We start from the raw sequence: 17,445 nt of genomic DNA, 5'->3' as shown, positions 1-17,445 counted from the left end.
CTAAAAATGGAATCGTCCGGTATCATACACACACGCATTTTTGGGGGCCATGCATGCGCATCATCAGTGTCAACGTCAACGGTATTCAGCAAGCGGTCGAGCGCGGCCTGTTCGGCTGGCTGAAAAACCAAGACGCCGATGTCATCTGTCTGCAGGACACACGCATCCGCACCTACGACATTGAAGGCCCCGAGTATCAACTCGACGGCTACTTTCAATACGCGGTCGATGGCGAAAACCCCAGCGAAGGCGGCGTGGCGATTTACTCCAAGCTGCAACCCAAAGCGATTATTTTCGGCTTGGGCTTTGAGCACTGCGACCGCTATGGCCGCTACCTGCAGGCCGACTTTGATAAAGTTTCGATCGCCACCTTACTCCTGCCCTCGGGCATGGATGGTGATGCCTCGCTGAACCACAAGTTCAAGTTTCTCGAAGACTTCACCCAATACCTGAACAAACAACGCCGCAAGCGTCGCGAGTTCATTTATTGCAGCTCGCTGTACATGGCGCACCACAAGCAAGACGTCAAAAGCTGGCGTGACTGCCAGCAACTGCCGGGCTTCTTGGCCCCAGAGCGGGCGTGGATGGATGAAGTGTTCGGCAACATGGGTTACATCGATGCCCTGCGCGAAGTCACCCGTGAAGGCGACCTGTACAGCTGGCTACCCGACAGCGAGCAAGCGCAAATGCTCAACTTGGGCTACCGCTTCGACTACCAAATCCTCACCCCGGGCCTGCGCCGCTTTGTGAATGACGCACGCATCGTAAAAGCGGCACAGTTTTCACTGCACCGCCCACTGGTGATTGATTACGACTGGAAGTTGAGCCTCTAAGGCCTGCGCCCCAAACCCTGCTTATTTAATAAAGCGAAAGCAGAAGGGGTAGCGGTACGCTTGGCCTTCATTGGCCTTGATGCCCGCGATAATGGTGAGCACCAACGCACCGATACTCACCACCGCCAACAGCGGAAAGCCAATCACCACGACGGTTAGCATGCCGCAGATAATCAGCGCCAAGCTAACGCTGATCTGAAAGTTCAGCGCCTCTTTGCCTTGATCATCCACCAGTGGATCGAGGTCTTTCTTAATCTGCCAAACGATCAACGGGCCGATGACATTGCCGATCATCGGCGCCAATAACCACAAGAACGCCGAGAAATGGCACAACATGGCCCACTGACGAACTTCTTGATTGACGGGATTCGGATCTGTCATCGACCTTTCCTTCTGTAAAGACGCGCTGATCAGTCGGCCAAAGCTTGTTGTTGCAGCTCAAACAGGCGGCTAATGCCCTGCTGCGCCAAGGCCAACATCGCGTTGAACTCATCCGGGGTGAACGGCGCGCCCTCAGCGGTACCTTGCACTTCGATAAAGCCACCTTGGTTGGTCATCACCACGTTCAGATCAGTCTCGGCGGCCGAATCCTCAAGGTAATCCAAATCCAGCACCGGCTCGCCCTGATACATGCCCACCGACACCGCAGCGATCATCTGCTTAAGCGGGTCTTGCTTGAGGACACCGCGCTTTTTCATCGCCCGCAGCGCATCGACCAAAGCCACCGTAGCGCCAGTAATCGACGCCGTGCGCGTGCCGCCGTCGGCCTGAATCACATCGCAGTCGATGTACAAGGTGTACTCGCCCAGCTTGCGCAAATCCAACGCCGCACGTAGCGAGCGGCCGATCAGGCGCTGAATCTCCAGCGTACGACCGCCCTGTTTGCCGCGACTGGCTTCGCGCTGATTACGCTCACCGGTCGCCCGCGGCAGCATGCCGTATTCCGCCGTCACCCAGCCTTGGCCTTGGCCTTTAAGAAAGCGCGGTACGCCGTTTTCCACGCTGACGGTACAAATCACCTTGGTATCGCCAAATTCAACCAGCACCGAACCCTCGGCATGCTTGGTGTAGTTGCGGGTCAGACGAACATTACGCAGCTGGTCTGCCGCACGGCCACTGGGACGTTTCATTACACGATACCTATCTACAAAGCGGATTTGCTCGCCATTATAAGCCCATCAGCGCGCCGTGTACGGTTGGGATGACGGGATGGGTCGGCTACAATCGACGCCTTTCCCGCGACAGAAGAGGACTCGGCATGGCTCACAGCATGACCGGCTTTGCCCGTATCGAACACGCCAGCCCCTTTGGCACCCTGAGCTGGGAGTTACGCTCGGTCAACCAACGCTACCTTGAGCCCTACCTGCGTCTGCCCGACAACCTGCGCGAGCTAGAAACCCCAGTCCGCGACGGCCTACGCAGCGCCCTCGCGCGCGGCAAAGTCGAAGTCACCTTACGCTTCAGCCCTGCCACCGGCGCAGACGGCATACAAATCGACCGCACCCGCGCGCAAGCGTTGATCAGCGCTGCCGAGCACGTCAGCGCCATGCTGACCGCGCCCGCGCCGATTGACCCGCTGGCAGTGCTCAACTGGCCCGGCGTGATGATCGCCGACGCCACCGACCAAGAAGCCCTAGTGGCTGAGGCCTTAACGCTATTCCAGCATGCGCTAGAACAACTGCGCGAAGCCCGCGCCCGCGAAGGCGCAGCACTGGCGGCACTGCTGGAAGAGCGCTTAGCCGGCATTCTTGAAGAAGTCAGCACCCTCAAGCCCTTGCTGCCACAAATGCTTGCCGCACAAAAACAGCGCATTGTTGATCGCTGCGCAGAGCTGCAGTTAGAGCCGGACATGCCTCGCCTTGAGCAAGAACTGGTGCTGCTGGCACAAAAGAGCGACGTCGCCGAAGAACTCGACCGCCTGTGCACCCATGTCGACGAAGTCCGCCGCGTTCTCAAGCAAAAAGGCGCCATCGGTCGCCGCTTAGACTTCTTAATGCAAGAGCTCAACCGCGAAGCCAACACCCTAGGCTCCAAAGCCATAGACCCACGCAGCACGCAAGCGGCGGTCAACTTAAAGGTATTGATCGAGCAAATGCGCGAGCAAGTGCAGAACCTTGAGTAAGCCAGCGCCTGCTCAGCGGCGCGCGTGTGCTTCCTGCCAACTCGCCCCCGCTTGCCAGCTGAGTAAATGCTGCCGATAGGCATAACTGGCACCTTGGTAGTAGGCAATATCGCGGCGTAGCAAAGGGTCGCTGCTGTCAGTGGCACGCTCGTGACTAAAGCCCAGCGCGTCGTCGTGACGACGGGTTAAGCGCTGCGGACTCAAAATCGCCAGATCACGACCATCGAACAAGCCTAAATGCTGGTAGTTACCGATCAAGGCGCGCCCCGGCGGCGCGTCGGCGCGCAGGGCATCTACGCCGAAGAAGGTCGAGGTATAGCTCATTCCGAGTAAGCCCAGCAGCGTCGGTGCCAGGTCGATTTGACTGGTCAACCGATCAACCTCGCGTGGCTCCAGCCAGCCCGGCGCATAGATAAACAAGGGGATGTGGTAATTGGCCACGGGCAAGTCTTCTATGCCGGCGCTACCGGCGGTGTGGTCGGCAACAAACACAAACAGCGTGTCGTTAAACCACTGTTTAGTGCGTGCCGTTTTAAGAAATGCGCCAATGGCATAGTCGGTGTACTTCACCGCACCCTCGCGCCCCTCGCCAGAGGGGATATCAATACGCCCGTCTGGGTAGGTGTACGGGCGATGGTTCGAGGTAGTCATCAACTGCAGGAAGAACGGCTTACCCGTGGCGTAATCCTGATCGGCGATTTGCATGGCTTGGCGATACAGATCTTCATCGGCCATCCCCCACGCGTTGGTGAACGACATGTCCGCATCCGGCACGCTGCTTTGATCGACCACGCGATAGCCGTTACCAGCAAAGAACGTGTTCATGTTGTCGAAATAACCGCGCCCGCCATAGACGAACACGCTGTCGTAGCCTTGCGCGGTCAGTTGCTGGCCTAGGCTGGCAAAGCCGCTTTCACGGCCCAAGCGCTTCACAATAGAACGGCCCGGGGTGGGCGGCACCGATAGGGTGATGGCCTCCAAACCACGGTCGGTGCGTGTGCCCGTGGCGTAAAACTGGTTAAAGAACACGCCCTGCGTACGCAGCTGATCGAGGTTCGGCGTCAGCCCACGGGTGTCGCCCATGCTGCCTAAGTATTTAGCGCTGAGGCTTTCGATGGTAACTAAGACGACATTACGCGGCTTAGCCAACGGCTGATTGCTGATCTGCCGGCGCACCGGCAACACGCCGTCATCCACTAGACGGGCATTGCTCTCTTGCCATTCGGCTTGTAACAGCGGGGCCACTTGGCGCTGCGGCAAAGTGGCGTAAAAGCTGGGGTAGTCCAGCTCGTTATTCCGAAACGCGGCAAAAAACTGATAGGGGCCATTGCTGCCCAGCTCACGCAGATAGGCATTGCCCTGCGCTGGACGCGGAAAGTCTTGCCCAACGCCGAACACCACAGCAAACACCGCTGTGATTAAACCCACACTCAGTAGCGCCCGTTGCGGCAAAGTCGCTAACGGCGCCTGCCACGCGCGACGCAGCCAACGGTTGAGTACTGCGGTAATCGTCACCGCCAGCAAGCCCAGCGCAGCCAGCAAGGGATACACAGGGTATGACTCGAGAATGTTGTTCAGCACCTCATCGGAGTAGACCAAGTAGTCCACTGCAATAAAGTTAAAGCGCACGCCGAACTCATCCCAAAACAACCACTCGGCCGCCGCGACAAACAGCATCACAAACACACTCAGCAGCAGTGCGCCCTGTAGCGCAGTGAACATAGCGCGGCGGCGCCACAGCCGCTCGGGCAGCCAGAGCAACAGCAGCAGTGGCAGCGCGGCATACAGCAAAAAGCTCACGTCATAGGCGAGGCCCAACGCCAGCACCTGCAGCACGTCGCGCATGGTGATGCTCGCCACGCTGAAAAACTGTACGAGTAACACTAGGCGCGTCACACTGAATAGCGCCAGCCAAGTGCCCAATAGCAATAACCCCAACCGCTCGACGGCAGTACGTTCGCTCAACATGCCCGGATCCTCTGTTCAACCAGCAAGGCGAACAGTGTCTGGCGGCGCACGTCAGCACCCCGTTAAGACCATGTGAAAAAAATGTCATGTGAGGCTTCATGCGTATTTTGGTGATCGAAGACAACCCCGACATCCTCGCCAACGTGCTCGACTACCTGAGCCTCAAAGGCTTCACCACCGATTGCGCACGCGATGGCTTAAGCGGCCTGCACTTAGCCAGCCAAAACAGTTACGACCTGATCGTGCTCGACCTGATGTTGCCCGGCCTCGATGGCTTGCAGGTATGCCAGCGCCTACGGAACGAAGCGCGCAGCAGTGTGCCGATTCTCATGCTCACCGCCCGAGATGCACTAGACGACCGCCTGCAAGGCCTACGTGCCGGAGCCGACGATTACCTGATCAAACCCTTTGCGCTGGCCGAATTGGTAGCGCGCATCGAAGCCATCTTGCGCCGCACCCAAGGCAATCGGCAGCGCCAGCTGCAAGTGGCTGATTTGGTTTACGACCTCGACACCCTTGAGGTCAGCCGCCAGCAACAAGCCATCCGCTTAAACCCTTTGGGCCTCAAACTGCTGCAAGTGCTGATGCAAAAAAGCCCCGGCGTGGTGCGTCGCGAAGCGCTTGAGCAAGCCTTGTGGGGCGACGACAGCCCCGACAGCGACAGCCTGCGCAGCCACATTCACCAGCTGCGCCAAGCCATCGACAAACCCTTCGCCAACGCCCTGCTGCATACCGTGCATGGCATTGGCTACTGCCTGAAGCCCTGATATGCATCTGCCGTTTATTCGCCGCATTCTGCTGGCCTATGTGCTGCTCACCGCCATTGTCAGCGGGGTGTTTTCGCTAAGCATCGTCGCCATTGTGCACTTGGTCGAAGAGCATCTGGTTGCCAACGACATGCTGCGCGACCTCAATACCGCCCTGCAGGAAGACATTGCCCTAAAGCAGCAGCCGCGCTTAGACGCGCACAGCCAGCTGTTCACCACGCTAGACGCACGCTACGCCTTACCAGAAGCCTACGCCCAGCTGCCGGAAGGCTTCAGTGAAGTGTTCGAGCCAGATCGCGCCTTCTACGCCTACACCTTGCTGCGCAATGGTCAACGTCATGTGCTGCTGCAGCAGCAAGACGAGTTTGAGCAACGTGAACAAGCCTTGTTCAACATTGTTTTGGTCGGGTTTATCGTCACCCTGATTCTGGCTTGGGCACTGGGCTGGTTAATGGCGCGACAGGTGATGCGCCCGGTCAGCCGGCTAGCCGACGATGTCCGGCAATTGCGCCCCGGGCAGAGCCCGCTGCACGCGCTGCAACGCCACTACAGCGCCGATGAAATCGGCGAGCTGGCACGCGCCTTCGACACCACTTTGGCGCAACTGCAAGACGCTCTGCAGCGCGAACAGTGGTTCACCAGCGATGTCAGCCACGAGCTGCGCACGCCCTTAATGGTGATCGGTAGCTCGTGCGAGCTACTTGAGCAAAGCGACCTGCAACCAGCACAGCGCAACCAACTGGCACGTATTCAACGCGCCAGCCAGAGCATGCAAGAGCTGGTGCATACCTTCTTGCAATTAGCCCGCGACCCACGCCACGCGCTGGCAAACCGGCGCGCCACCCTTGGCGTGGTTGCGCAAGAGCACGTCGAACATTGGCGCCAAGCCATGCTCGACAAAGGCTTGGACTTTAGCCTTAGCGGCCATGCCGCCGCCGATAGCGACTACGACGCCAGCCTGCTCGGCACCGTGCTGAATAACCTGCTGCGCAATGCTTGGCACTACACAGAAAGCGGCCATGTGCGCTTAGAGCTACATGAACACGGCTTTGCCGTGCACGACAGCGGTGGCGGCATTACCGCCGAGGAACAAGCGCAACTGTTTGAGCCCTTTGTGCGTGGCCGCCACGCCCGTGGCGAGGGGCTTGGCTTAGGCTTAGCGCTGGTTAAGCGAATATGCGAACGCGAAGGCTGGCAGATTGAGGTCAGCAGCCAGCCACAGCGGGGCAGCTGCTTTAGCGTGCGCCTAAAGTCATGAGCGTTGACACTTTCTTCACATTCGCTTGACGTTGTCGTGATACCGCCGTCGTTAGCCTGCAGAACATTCTCAGGCTCACGCGGAGGTCTTTCATGCCTGCAAGCCCCCTCAAACATTCAGCTGCCTTAACGCAACAGCCGTACAAAGGCGCAACCGGTCTACGCCGCATTCTTAACGCCACGGGTTACTCGTGGGCCGGTTTGTGCGCGGCCTGGCGCGGTGAAGCCGCGTTCCGCCAGCTGATTGCCCTCAATGCCCTGTTAATTCCTCTGGCCTGTTACCTGAACGTCAGCCGCGCCGAACGCGCCTTGCTGATCGCCAGCGCACTGTTGTGCCCACTCATTGAGCTACTCAATTCGGCCATCGAGGCGGCTATCGACCGCATCTCCCTCGAACGCCACCCGCTGTCTAAGCAAGCCAAAGACATGGGCAGCGCCGCACAAACCTTTGCCCTGCTGATCGTTGCCAGCACTTGGGCGGTCATCTTGCTGTAAGCCGCCACGGCGCAGCTTAAGGAGTCTTTATGCAGCACACCGCGCAACCGACCAGCACGCCGCGTTTTGATTGGCGCGCACTGGGCTGGCAGTTCTTGTTCTTTTGGTATTTCTCCGGCGTGACCCACCTGCTCATTCAGCTCAATGGCGATGCGGGCTTCAGCGGTTTTCGCCAAGCCACCACCATGAGCATTTTGTGGCTAGCGCCAACTTTGCTGTGGCCGGCGCAAACCAAACGCATCACCGCCGTGCTCGGCTTGCTGCTCGGCAGCTTGTCGTTACTGAGCTTTGGCTATTACTTGGTGTACGGGCAGGAGTTCTCGCAAAGCGTGATCTTCATTCTGTTCGAGTCCAACCTGCGCGAGGGCAGCGAATACTTAGTTCAGTACCTTAGTCTTGGCAACGCGGTCGCTTTCGCCGCCTACATCGCCGGCGCGTGCTTGATCTGGCGCTACAAGATTCGCCCCGCCTACGCAGCGCAACACTGGCGCCCGACGCTTGCCTTGCTGGTGTTGGTAAGCAGCGTTGGTTATCCGTTTGGTAAAGAGTTCCTCGCCACCGGCGACTTGCATAGCGCCCGTGCGCACTTAGAAAAACGCCTAGAACCCGCCGTACCGTGGCAATTGCTGATGGGCTACGCGCAGTACCGTGAACAGCTGCACAACATGCAGAACCTGCTCGCGCAAAACCAAGCGCTACCACCTCTGGAGGGACTCAAAGACATATCGGGCAACGGGCCGCAAACCGTTGTACTGGTAATTGGCGAATCCACCAATCGCCAACGCATGAGCCTATACGGCTATCGCCGCGACACCTCACCTGAATTACAAAAACGCAGCGCGCAGCTGGCCGTGTTCGATAACGTGGTAACCCCTCGTCCCTACACCATCGAAGCGTTGCAACAGGTGCTGACCTTCGCCGACCAAACACACCCTAACGACTATCTAACCACGCCCTCAGTGGTCAACTTGATGAAACAGGCCGGTTACAAGACCTACTGGGTGACCAATCAACAGACCATCACCGCGCGCAACACTATGCTAACCACCTTCTCGCAACAGGCCGACGAGCAGGTGTACCTGAATAACAACCGCGAGCAGAACTCCCGCCAGTACGATGATGACGTGCTCGAACCGTTCGCTAAGGCGCTAACCGACCCCGCGCCACGCAAATTTATTGTCGTGCACCTGCTGGGCACCCACATGAGCTACCAGTACCGCTACCCGCAAAACTACGAGCGCTTTACCGATCGCCAAGGTGCGCCGGCGTGGGTGGATAATTACGAACTGCCAACCTACAACAGCTACGACAATGCCGTGCTGTTTAACGACCACGTGGTCGCCGGGCTGATCGAGCGTCTCGACAGCGGCAGCAACAAAGGCCTGCTGGTGTACCTGTCTGACCACGGAGAGGCGGTGTTCGACGCCCCAGATGACGCCACCTTAGGCCGTAACGAAGGCCGCCCCACCGCGCCCATGTACACCGTGCCGTTTATCGTCTGGCGTTCAGCGGCGTGGCAAAGCGCCCACCCGCGTGATTTCAGCAGCATGCTGCAACGCCCCTATAGCAGCATGAACTTTATCCACACGCTAGCCGATCTTAGCGAGCTGCGATTTGATCGTTTCGAGCCCAGCAAGAGCTTGGTCAACGCCGGCTTTGTCGCCCAGCCACTGCTCATCGGCAACCCGGAGCAACCGAAAAACCTGATTGATTTCAGCCTGATCAAACCCAAAACCGCACCAACCCACGTGGCGCAAAGTAATTAAAAAGCGCGCACAAACAGGCCATAGCAGCGGCTAACGCCGCGTGCTGTGACCTGCGGGCCTCACAAATCGCTTCGCATTGCGTACACTAGCGGGCCAATTGGCGTTATCGGCGACCGTTTCATGGCTCATACCCCCGGCACTCTGTATATCGTTTCCGCCCCGTCTGGCGCGGGCAAGACCAGCTTAGTGAAAGCGCTGATCGAGCAAGTCAGCGATGTGCGCGTGTCGGTGTCGCACACCACCCGTGCCATGCGCCCGGGTGAGGTGGATGGAGTGAATTACCACTTCACCGCCCGCGAAGCCTTTGAGCGCATGATTGAGCGCAGTGCCTTTTTGGAGCATGCCGAAGTGTTCGGCAACTTCTACGGCACGTCCGAGGAATGGGTGCGCGACACCCTCGCCGACGGCTACGACCTGATTCTGGAGATCGACTGGCAAGGCGCGCAGCAGATTCGCCGCCTGATTCCCGAAGCCCGCTCGATCTTTATCTTGCCGCCCTCGCGGGAGGCCTTGCGCCATCGCCTCAACGACCGCGGCCAAGACAGCGACGAAGTGATCAACCAGCGCATGGCGCAGGCGGTTGAGGAGATGAGCCATTACTGTGAATACGACTACCTGATCATCAATGATGACTTCCGCCTAGCGCTGGAAGACTTCAAGGCGATCTTCCGCAGTCGGCACCTCACGGTGGCCCATCAGCAACAGCGGCACGAACATCTATTAGCAAGTCTCTTGTCATAATCATTGACTATTTTTTAAACTACCCGGTCCGCCCGATCGTTTCGGGCCTGATCTACCAGCCAGAGGAACACCATGGCCCGCGTTACTGTAGAAGACTGTCTAGACCACGTAGACAACCGTTTTGAACTGGTCATGCTTTCATCCAAGCGTGCCCGTCAACTGGCCACCGGCGGCAAAGAGCCACGCGTGGAGTGGGAAAACGACAAGCCTACCGTTGTCGCCCTGCGCGAAATCGCCGAAGGCCTGATCAACGACAAGTTCGTGCAAGAGCAAGAGCTGATCGAAGATGAGCCGATGTTCGGCTTCGAGGACGATAACGCCGAGGCTGAGTAAGCCGTGGCGCGTGCATGGTGCAACACAACAGGCGGCCGTCACGGTCGCGTAGGGTTTTGCCATGCCCACGCTTGAGGTTTTCGCCCAGCGCATCAGCGGTTACCTGAGCCACGATCAGGTTAATCTGGTGCGCCGCGCCTACTACTACGCCGAACAGGCCCACGATGGCCAACGTCGGCGCAGTGGTGAGCCTTATGTGACCCACCCGCTCGCGGTGGCGAACATTCTTGCCGAAATGCACATGGACCATCAAAGCCTGATGGCCGCCATGCTGCACGATGTGATTGAAGACACCGGCATCGCCAAAGAGGCGCTCAGCGCGCAGTTTGGTGAAACCATTGCCGAGCTGGTCGATGGCGTCAGCAAGCTCACGCAAATGCACTTCGAGACCAAAGCCGAAGCGCAAGCGGAAAACTTTCAGAAAATGGCGCTGGCCATGGCGCGCGATATCCGCGTGATCTTGGTTAAGCTCGCCGACCGTCTGCACAACATGCGCACCTTGGGCGTGCTGGCACCAGAAAAACGCCGCCGTATCGCCAAAGAAACCCTCGAAATCTACGCCCCCATCGCCAACCGCCTGGGCATGCACCAGATTCGCGTGGAGTTCGAAGACTTAGGTTTTAGCGCCATGTACCCGATGCGCGCCGAGCGCATCCACCGCGCGGTTCGGCGCGCCCGCGGCAACCGCAAAGAAATCCTCTCCAAGCTGGAGGACTCGCTGAAAGCGGCGCTGGAGCGCGACGGGCTTGAAGGCGAAGTCCACGGCCGCGAGAAGCACCTGTACAGCATCTACAAAAAGATGCGCGGTAAGCGCCGCGCCTTCCATGAAATCATGGACGTGTACGCTTTTCGCATCGTGGTCGATAAGGTCGACACCTGCTACCGCGTGCTCGGCAGTGTGCATGGCGTGTTCAAGCCGATTCCCGGCCGTTTCAAAGATTACATCGCCATCCCCAAGGCCAATGGCTACCAATCGCTGCACACCACCCTGTTCGGACTGCACGGCGTGCCGGTAGAAATTCAAATCCGCACCCGCGAGATGGAAGAGCTGGCCAATCAGGGGATTGCCGCGCACTGGCTGTATAAATCCGCCGAAGGTGAAAACCTCAAACAAGGCCATGCGCGCGCCCGGCAGTGGGTCAAGGGCTTGCTGGAGCTGCAGAAAAACGCCGACAGCTCGCTGGAGTTTATCGAGAACGTGAAGATCGACCTGTTCCCGGACGAGGTCTACATCTTCACCCCCAAGGGCCGCATCATGGAGCTGCCCAAAGGCTCGACGGCGGTCGACTTCGCCTTTGCCGTGCACACCGACGTTGGCAACAGCTGCATTGCCTGCCGCATCGACAAACGCTTAGCGCCTTTATCCGAGCCGCTACAAAGCGGGCAAACCGTCGAGGTGATTACCGCCCCCGGCGCACGGCCAAATCCGGCGTGGCTGAATTTTGTGATCACCGGCAAGGCCCGCACGCACATTCGCCATGCGCTTAAACAGCAGCGCCGCAGCGAGTCAGTGTCGTTGGGCGAGCGCTTGCTCAACAAAGCGCTGAGCGCCTTCAACCTCAAGCTGCAAGACATCAGCGCCGAGGTCATCGCCACAGTGCTGGGCGAATATCAACTTGCCCACAGCGACGACCTGCTAGAAGAAATCGGCCTCGGCAACCGCATGGCCTATGTGGTGGCGCGGCGCTTACTGGCCAAAGACCACGAGCCCGCCAACAACCCCGACAGCCCGCTGGCCATTCGCGGCACCGAGGGGCTAGTGATCAGCTACGCCAAGTGCTGCACGCCGATCCCCGGCGACCCGATCATCGGCTACCTGTCCGCCGGCAAAGGCATGGTGATCCACCTCGACGGCTGTCGCAATATCAGCGACATGCGCAACAATCCGGAAAAATGCTTCCCGCTGACGTGGGCCAAAGACGTCAGCGGCGAGTTCAATGTCGAGCTGCGCGTCGAGCTGGAACACCAGCGCGGTCTGATCGCGGTGCTGGCCACCAGCATCACCTCGACCGATGCCAATATCGAGAAGATCGGCATGGATGAGCGCGACGGCCGCATCAGCGTGGTGCAATTGGTGATCAGCGTGCGCGACCGCCTGCACCTGTCTCGCGTGATCAAAAAGCTGCGTGCCCTCAAAGGCGTGATGCACATCCAACGCATTCGTAACTGAAGTACCTTTCGGTTCAATCAAGACTCGCGTCAATAACGACCCGTCTCAATACAGATAAGGAACGGCCATGAGCAAGACCATCATCTCTACCGACAAAGCCCCCGCCGCTATCGGCACCTACTCGCAAGCGGTCAAGGTGGGCAACACCGTTTACCTGTCGGGGCAAATCCCGCTGGATCCCGCCACCATGGAGCTGGTCGAAGGCTTTGAAGCGCAAACCGTGCAGGTGTTCGAGAATTTGCAAGCCGTGTGCGAAGCCGCCGGTGGCTCGTTGGCCGACATCGCCAAGCTGAATATCTTCCTCACCGACCTCAGCCACTTTGCCAAGGTCAATGAAGTGATGGGCCGTTACTTCCAGCAGCCCTACCCCGCACGCGCAGCCATCGGCGTGGCGGCCCTGCCCAAGGGCGCAGCGGTAGAAATGGACGCGATCATGGCGCTGGCATAAGCCCGCGTGTTGCTGTCCACCAAGGCCCTTTCGCGGGCCTTGATGCTTTCTGGCTAGTCCGCGCGCTGTAACAACGCCGCATAACCTTCGCGATAACTGGGGTACTGCGGTGCCCAACCTAACGCCCGTGCGCGGGTGTTACGGCAGCGTTTACTGCCGGCGCGGCGCTTAAGCAGCTCGCCGCCGCCTTCGGTCACGCCCAACTGGGCGCGTAACCAACGCAACACTTCGTCTAAGGGGGCGGGCTCGTCGTCCACACCGATATAGCCTTCGGCCAGCGCCACGCCTTGTTCGGCCTTAGCGATTAAGCTCGCCAACAAGCTAGCCGCATCATCGGCATGAATCCGGTTGCCGTATTGCAAGGGTTCTGCCTGTGCGCCGCTTTGCGCTTGGCTGAGCAAATAGCCGCGCCCAGGACCATAGATGCCGGCTAAACGCAGCCACGTGGCCGGCTGATCGCTGGCCAGCGCCAACTGCTCGGCCGCCAGCAGAATGCGTCCGCTAAAGCCGGTCGGCGCGGTCTCGGCGTCTTCATCGACCCACTCGCCAGCGCTCTGCCCATACACGCCGGTGCTAGAGACAAACACCAAGCGCTTAACCCGCTGCTGGCGCTGCGCCAACCAGCCCAGCACGTTACGCAGGCCATCGACATACGCGGCCTGATACGCCGCCTCGCCACCACGCCCTGCAGCCACCGCGTAGACCAAATAATCCACCTGCTCAGGCCAACCGGCGGGGCAAGCGGGCGCCGCCACATCCGCCTGTAACGTCTGCACGCCTGCGGGCAATTCGGCTTGACGTCGGCGCACCCCGGTAACGCTATGGCCGCCAGCAACCAGCTGCGCGGCCAAACGGCTACCGACATCGCCACAGCCAACAATGATGCAATGGGCCATCGGCTTGCTCCTGCACTGAATAAAGAAGCCCGAGCCTAACCAATTAACCGCAGCAGTTGTATGTTTCAGGGCAAAACGCCACCAGCAATCGCCGGCCAGCCTCTTGGTCTTGCGCCATAGCAAAGCTATGCTTCGCCGCAGATCAATGGAATTTGCCTATGACCCTCACCGAACTGCGCTACATCGTGACCCTCGCTCAAGAACGCCACTTTGGTCGCGCCGCCGAACGCTGCCATGTCAGCCAGCCCACGCTGTCGGTTGGGGTGAAGAAGCTCGAAGACGAGCTCGGCATCTTGCTGTTCGAGCGCAGCAAAAGCGCGGTGCGCGTGACCGAGGTCGGCGCACCGGTGATTGCGCAGGCGCAGAAGGTATTGGAGCAAGCGCAGACCATCCGCGAACTGGCGCAAGCCGGCAAAGATCAGCTCAAGGCACCGCTTAAAGTCGGCGCGATTTACACCATCGGGCCATACTTGTTCCCGCATCTGATCCCGCAGCTGCATCGCGTCGCGCCGGAGATGCCGCTGTATATCGAAGAAAACTTCACCCACGTCTTGCGTGACAAACTGCGTACCGGCGAGCTGGACGCGATCATCATCGCCCTGCCCTTCCAAGAGGCTGACGTGTTGACCAAGCCGCTGTACGACGAGCCGTTTAGCGTGCTGCTGCCGGCCAATCACAGCTGGTGCCAGTACAGCGAGATCCCGCATGAGTGGCTGAATGACAAGAGCCTGCTGTTGCTCGGTGAAGGGCATTGCTTCCGCGATCAAATTCTCGAAGCGTGCCCCAGCTTAAGCCGCCCGCAAGATGACGATCACAAGCACACCACGGTGGAATCCACCTCGCTGGAAACCCTACGCCACATGGTTGCTTCTGGCCTAGGCGTGAGCGTTCTGCCGCTGTCAGCGGTGGATAGCCATCACTACGCCGCCGGCGTGCTTGAAGTCCGCCCGTTCACCGCCCCCGCGCCGCTGCGCACCGTGGCGATTGCGTGGCGCGCGAGCTTCCCACGGCATCAAGCCATCGAAGTGCTGGCCGACTCCATGCGCCTGTGCTCTGTGACCCAACCTAAGGCGTAAGCACGCATGAGTGATCTGGCGGCCACGCCGCTCACCGTGATCAAAGGTATCGGCGCGGCCCAAGCCGAGAAGCTGACACGCTTGGGGCTGGAGAACCTGCAAGACTTGCTGTTCCACCTGCCACTGCGCTACCAAGACCGCACCCGCATTACCCCCATCGGCGCGCTACGGCCCGGTCAAGATGCGGTGCTGGAAGGCAGCGTCACCGGCGCTGACGTTCTCATGGGGCGCCGCCGCAGCTTGTTGGTACGCCTGCACGACGGCACCGGCAGCGTAAGCCTGCGCTTTTATCACTTCAGCAACGCTCAAAAGACCGCACTCAGCCGCGGCGCCACGGTGCGTTGCTACGGCGAGGTGCGCCCCGGTGCATCGGGGCTGGAGATCTACCATCCGGAATACCGCGTGCTCGAAGGTGATGAGCCACTGCCAGTGGCGCAGACCCTAACCCCGATCTACCCCGCCACCGAAGGCGTGTCCCAGGCGCGCTTGCGCCAGCTCAGCGATGCGGCGCTGGCACGCTTGAGCGCCGACAGCTTGCCTGACTGGCTACCTGCGGCACTGCGCCACGATTACCAGCTCGGGCCGCTGGATCAGGCCATCCGCTACCTGCACCAGCCGCCGCCGGACGCCAATCTGGAGCAGCTCGCCAACGGCGAGCACTGGTCGCAGCAGCGCTTGGCCTTTGAGGAAATGCTCGCCCATCAGCTCTCCATGCAGCGCCTGCGCGAACAACAGCGCGCGCAGCAAGCGCCCAGCCTGCCGCCCAGCATCCAGCTGGTTGAACGCTACTTAGCCGGCCTGCGCTTTGCCCCCACCGGCGCCCAGCGACGCGTGGCGGCGGAGATTGCCTACGATTTGGCCCAAGACACGCCCATGCTGCGCTTAGTGCAAGGCGATGTTGGCGCCGGCAAAACCGTGGTCGCGGCGCTGGCCGCCATGCAAGCGCTGGAGGCCGGCTACCAAGTCGCACTGATGGCACCAACAGAAATCCTCGCCGAACAGCACTTTTTAACCTTCTGCCAGTGGCTAGAACCCTTGGGTATCGAGGTCGCTTGGCTGGCCGGCAAGCTCAAAGGCAAAGCCCGCCAAGCGGCGCTGGAGCAAATCAGCAGCGGACAAGCACGGATGGTGGTTGGCACCCACGCGCTGTTCCAAGCCGAGGTGCAGTTTCATAGCTTGGCGCTGGCGATCATCGACGAGCAGCACCGTTTTGGCGTTCAGCAACGTTTGGCCCTGCGCGAAAAAGGCATCAGCGGCCGACTGTGCCCACACCAGCTGATCATGACGGCCACGCCAATCCCGCGCACCCTGGCGATGAGCGCCTACGCCGATCTCGACACCTCGGTACTCGATGAACTGCCGCCCGGACGCACGCCCGTCAACACCCTCGTGCTGGGCGATAATCGCCGCGCCGAGGTGATCGAACGGGTGCGCAGCGGTTGTTTAGAAGGCCGCCAAGCCTATTGGGTATGCACCCTGATTGAAGAGTCGGAAGAACTCACCTGCCAAGCCGCACAAGGCACCTACGAAGACCTGCAACTGGCCCTTGGCGAGCTGCAAGTCGGACTCATTCACGGACGCATGAAAGCGGCAGAAAAAGCCGCCGTCATGGACGCGTTCAAGCGCGGCGAGCTGCACTTGTTGGTCGCCACTACCGTGATTGAGGTCGGCGTCGATGTACCCAACGCCAGCTTGATGATCATCGAAAACCCCGAGCGCCTAGGCTTGGCACAACTGCACCAGCTGCGCGGGCGGGTCGGGCGTGGCAGCACCGCCAGTCATTGCGTCCTGCTGTATCACCCGCCGTTGTCGCACATTGGCCGCGAGCGTTTGGCGATCATGCGCGAAACCTGCGATGGCTTTTTAATCGCCGAAAAAGACTTAGAACTGCGCGGCCCCGGTGAAATGCTGGGCACGCGGCAAACCGGCTTGCTGCAGTTTCGCATCGCCGATTTACAACGCGACGCACACTTGCTGCCAGCCGTGCGTGACGCGGCGCTGCAACTGCTGGCTGAGCAGCCCCAGGCCGTCAGCCCGCTGCTGGCGCGCTGGCTACGACACGGCCAGCAATACGGCCAGGTTTAAGGCAACGCCTGCGGGATAGCACTTAAGCTGCGCAGATAGAGGATTAAGTCGGCGCGTTGCTGAGCATCGGCCACCCCAGAGAAATTCATTGCACGCCCCGGCAGCGCCGCTTTGGTGTCTTTCAGGTAATAGTCGAGCGTGGCGTAATCCCAGCTCATGTCGCGCGTTTGCAGCGCTTGCATGGCCTTGGAGTAACTAAAACTAGTCCGCGCGGCGACCGGCCGCCCCAGCACTTGCCACAGCAACGGGCCGGTGAAGTCGATGCCATCAGCGGCGGCATCATGGCAGGTCGCGCATTTACGCGCGAAATACGCCTCGCCAGCCGCCAAGTCCGCATTACTAAGCCGCGCGCGCAGCTCATCCGCCATCTGGGGGGTAAAGTCGGTTAACGGTTGCGCACACAGTGCACTGCTCAATAACAGCAGCCCCAGTGCGCTTGGCAGCACTCGCATAAGACTCTCCTTGAGGCGTGAACCGCCCAAATTTGC

Annotated in this window: 17 protein-coding genes; 12 read left to right on the top strand and 5 right to left on the bottom strand. The window is 59.8% G+C overall.

Annotated features, from left to right (window positions below; all coding sequences use genetic code 11):
• Positions 1–53: 53 nt before the first annotated feature.
• On the top strand, positions 54–833 hold the full coding sequence (locus MKI83_RS02865; protein ID WP_241583246.1) for an exodeoxyribonuclease III: 780 nt from the start codon (positions 54–56) through the stop codon (positions 831–833).
• Between the two features lie 21 nt (positions 834–854).
• Here MKI83_RS02865 and MKI83_RS02860 read toward each other — a convergent pair whose 3' ends face one another.
• Together MKI83_RS02860 and rph are read right to left on the bottom strand one after the other, a co-directional pair.
• Positions 855–1,214 carry a DUF4870 domain-containing protein gene (locus MKI83_RS02860; RefSeq protein WP_241583245.1) on the bottom strand — a complete coding sequence of 120 codons (360 nt, stop codon included), beginning with the start codon at positions 1,212–1,214 and terminating at the stop codon, positions 855–857.
• Between the two features lie 29 nt (positions 1,215–1,243).
• Positions 1,244–1,963 (bottom strand): ribonuclease PH, encoded by a 720-nt coding sequence (gene rph / locus MKI83_RS02855; RefSeq protein ID WP_241583244.1) that lies wholly within the window; start codon positions 1,961–1,963, stop codon positions 1,244–1,246.
• A 128-nt stretch (positions 1,964–2,091) separates the two neighbouring features.
• Here rph and MKI83_RS02850 point away from each other — a divergent pair, with 128 nt between their 5' ends.
• Positions 2,092–2,955 carry a YicC/YloC family endoribonuclease gene (locus tag MKI83_RS02850; RefSeq protein ID WP_241583243.1) on the top strand — a complete coding sequence of 288 codons (864 nt, stop codon included), beginning with the start codon at positions 2,092–2,094 and terminating at the stop codon, positions 2,953–2,955.
• Positions 2,956–2,967: 12 nt separating this feature from the next.
• Here MKI83_RS02850 and MKI83_RS02845 read toward each other — a convergent pair whose 3' ends face one another.
• The gene (locus MKI83_RS02845; protein WP_241583241.1) at positions 2,968–4,923 is read right to left on the bottom strand and encodes an LTA synthase family protein; all 1,956 of its coding nucleotides are present in this window, start codon (positions 4,921–4,923) and stop codon (positions 2,968–2,970) included.
• A gap of 98 nt (positions 4,924–5,021) precedes the next feature.
• Here MKI83_RS02845 and MKI83_RS02840 point away from each other — a divergent pair, with 98 nt between their 5' ends.
• The 8 genes from MKI83_RS02840 (at position 5,022) to ridA (ending at position 12,900) form a co-directional block, all read left to right on the top strand.
• Complete coding sequence (locus tag MKI83_RS02840; protein ID WP_071872241.1) at positions 5,022–5,690, top strand: response regulator transcription factor; 669 nt, start codon at positions 5,022–5,024, stop codon at positions 5,688–5,690.
• 1 nt (position 5,691) lies between these two features.
• The gene (locus MKI83_RS02835) at positions 5,692–6,948 is read left to right on the top strand and encodes a sensor histidine kinase (protein ID WP_241583238.1); all 1,257 of its coding nucleotides are present in this window, start codon (positions 5,692–5,694) and stop codon (positions 6,946–6,948) included.
• A gap of 92 nt (positions 6,949–7,040) precedes the next feature.
• Positions 7,041–7,442: a diacylglycerol kinase gene (locus MKI83_RS02830; RefSeq protein WP_241583237.1), complete on the top strand. Its 402-nt coding sequence runs from the start codon at positions 7,041–7,043 to the stop codon at positions 7,440–7,442.
• 29 nt (positions 7,443–7,471) lie between these two features.
• On the top strand, positions 7,472–9,208 hold the full coding sequence (cptA, locus tag MKI83_RS02825) for a phosphoethanolamine transferase CptA (protein WP_241583236.1): 1,737 nt from the start codon (positions 7,472–7,474) through the stop codon (positions 9,206–9,208).
• A gap of 120 nt (positions 9,209–9,328) precedes the next feature.
• Positions 9,329–9,949: a guanylate kinase gene (gene gmk / locus MKI83_RS02820; protein ID WP_241583235.1), complete on the top strand. Its 621-nt coding sequence runs from the start codon at positions 9,329–9,331 to the stop codon at positions 9,947–9,949.
• A 72-nt stretch (positions 9,950–10,021) separates the two neighbouring features.
• The gene (rpoZ, locus tag MKI83_RS02815; protein ID WP_241583233.1) at positions 10,022–10,282 is read left to right on the top strand and encodes a DNA-directed RNA polymerase subunit omega; all 261 of its coding nucleotides are present in this window, start codon (positions 10,022–10,024) and stop codon (positions 10,280–10,282) included.
• Between the two features lie 61 nt (positions 10,283–10,343).
• The gene (gene spoT, locus MKI83_RS02810; protein ID WP_241583232.1) at positions 10,344–12,452 is read left to right on the top strand and encodes a bifunctional GTP diphosphokinase/guanosine-3',5'-bis pyrophosphate 3'-pyrophosphohydrolase; all 2,109 of its coding nucleotides are present in this window, start codon (positions 10,344–10,346) and stop codon (positions 12,450–12,452) included.
• A gap of 67 nt (positions 12,453–12,519) precedes the next feature.
• Positions 12,520–12,900, top strand: a complete 381-nt coding sequence (gene ridA, locus MKI83_RS02805; RefSeq protein ID WP_241583231.1) for a deaminase RidA — start codon at positions 12,520–12,522, stop codon at positions 12,898–12,900.
• A gap of 53 nt (positions 12,901–12,953) precedes the next feature.
• On the opposite strand, the gene MKI83_RS02800 is transcribed toward ridA, so the two are convergent.
• Positions 12,954–13,796, bottom strand: a complete 843-nt coding sequence (locus MKI83_RS02800; RefSeq protein ID WP_241583230.1) for an NAD-dependent epimerase/dehydratase family protein — start codon at positions 13,794–13,796, stop codon at positions 12,954–12,956.
• 158 nt (positions 13,797–13,954) lie between these two features.
• On the opposite strand from MKI83_RS02800, the gene MKI83_RS02795 reads away from it, so the two are divergent.
• Both MKI83_RS02795 and recG read left to right on the top strand, forming a co-directional pair.
• The gene (locus tag MKI83_RS02795) at positions 13,955–14,872 is read left to right on the top strand and encodes a LysR substrate-binding domain-containing protein (RefSeq protein WP_241583229.1); all 918 of its coding nucleotides are present in this window, start codon (positions 13,955–13,957) and stop codon (positions 14,870–14,872) included.
• 6 nt (positions 14,873–14,878) lie between these two features.
• Complete coding sequence (gene recG, locus MKI83_RS02790) at positions 14,879–16,957, top strand: ATP-dependent DNA helicase RecG (protein ID WP_241583228.1); 2,079 nt, start codon at positions 14,879–14,881, stop codon at positions 16,955–16,957.
• Here recG and MKI83_RS02785 read toward each other — a convergent pair.
• Entirely contained in the window at positions 16,954–17,409 is a 456-nt protein-coding gene (locus tag MKI83_RS02785) for a c-type cytochrome (protein WP_241583227.1), read from the bottom strand. The two genes, recG and MKI83_RS02785, sit on opposite strands and share 4 nt — an antisense overlap.
• Between the last annotated feature and the right edge of the window lie 36 nt (positions 17,410–17,445).

It is taken from the genome of Atopomonas sediminilitoris (genome assembly GCF_022601735.1).
In the GTDB taxonomy this organism is placed as follows: Bacteria; Pseudomonadota; Gammaproteobacteria; order Pseudomonadales; family Pseudomonadaceae; genus Atopomonas; species Atopomonas sediminilitoris.
Note: the sequence above shows the minus strand (reverse complement) of the source record. Positions and strands in the feature narration are given on the sequence as shown.

Coding starts and splice junctions, on each gene's coding strand:
- MKI83_RS02865 (WP_241583246.1), top strand. CDS start 54: ATGCGCATCATCAGTGTCAACGTCAACGGTATTCAGCAAGCGGTCGAG.
- MKI83_RS02860 (WP_241583245.1), bottom strand. CDS start 1,214: ATGACAGATCCGAATCCCGTCAATCAAGAAGTTCGTCAGTGGGCCATG.
- rph (WP_241583244.1), bottom strand. CDS start 1,963: ATGAAACGTCCCAGTGGCCGTGCGGCAGACCAGCTGCGTAATGTTCGT.
- MKI83_RS02850 (WP_241583243.1), top strand. CDS start 2,092: ATGGCTCACAGCATGACCGGCTTTGCCCGTATCGAACACGCCAGCCCC.
- MKI83_RS02845 (WP_241583241.1), bottom strand. CDS start 4,923: ATGTTGAGCGAACGTACTGCCGTCGAGCGGTTGGGGTTATTGCTATTG.
- MKI83_RS02840 (WP_071872241.1), top strand. CDS start 5,022: ATGCGTATTTTGGTGATCGAAGACAACCCCGACATCCTCGCCAACGTG.
- MKI83_RS02835 (WP_241583238.1), top strand. CDS start 5,692: ATGCATCTGCCGTTTATTCGCCGCATTCTGCTGGCCTATGTGCTGCTC.
- MKI83_RS02830 (WP_241583237.1), top strand. CDS start 7,041: ATGCCTGCAAGCCCCCTCAAACATTCAGCTGCCTTAACGCAACAGCCG.
- cptA (WP_241583236.1), top strand. CDS start 7,472: ATGCAGCACACCGCGCAACCGACCAGCACGCCGCGTTTTGATTGGCGC.
- gmk (WP_241583235.1), top strand. CDS start 9,329: ATGGCTCATACCCCCGGCACTCTGTATATCGTTTCCGCCCCGTCTGGC.
- rpoZ (WP_241583233.1), top strand. CDS start 10,022: ATGGCCCGCGTTACTGTAGAAGACTGTCTAGACCACGTAGACAACCGT.
- spoT (WP_241583232.1), top strand. CDS start 10,344: ATGCCCACGCTTGAGGTTTTCGCCCAGCGCATCAGCGGTTACCTGAGC.
- ridA (WP_241583231.1), top strand. CDS start 12,520: ATGAGCAAGACCATCATCTCTACCGACAAAGCCCCCGCCGCTATCGGC.
- MKI83_RS02800 (WP_241583230.1), bottom strand. CDS start 13,796: ATGGCCCATTGCATCATTGTTGGCTGTGGCGATGTCGGTAGCCGTTTG.
- MKI83_RS02795 (WP_241583229.1), top strand. CDS start 13,955: ATGACCCTCACCGAACTGCGCTACATCGTGACCCTCGCTCAAGAACGC.
- recG (WP_241583228.1), top strand. CDS start 14,879: ATGAGTGATCTGGCGGCCACGCCGCTCACCGTGATCAAAGGTATCGGC.
- MKI83_RS02785 (WP_241583227.1), bottom strand. CDS start 17,409: ATGCGAGTGCTGCCAAGCGCACTGGGGCTGCTGTTATTGAGCAGTGCA.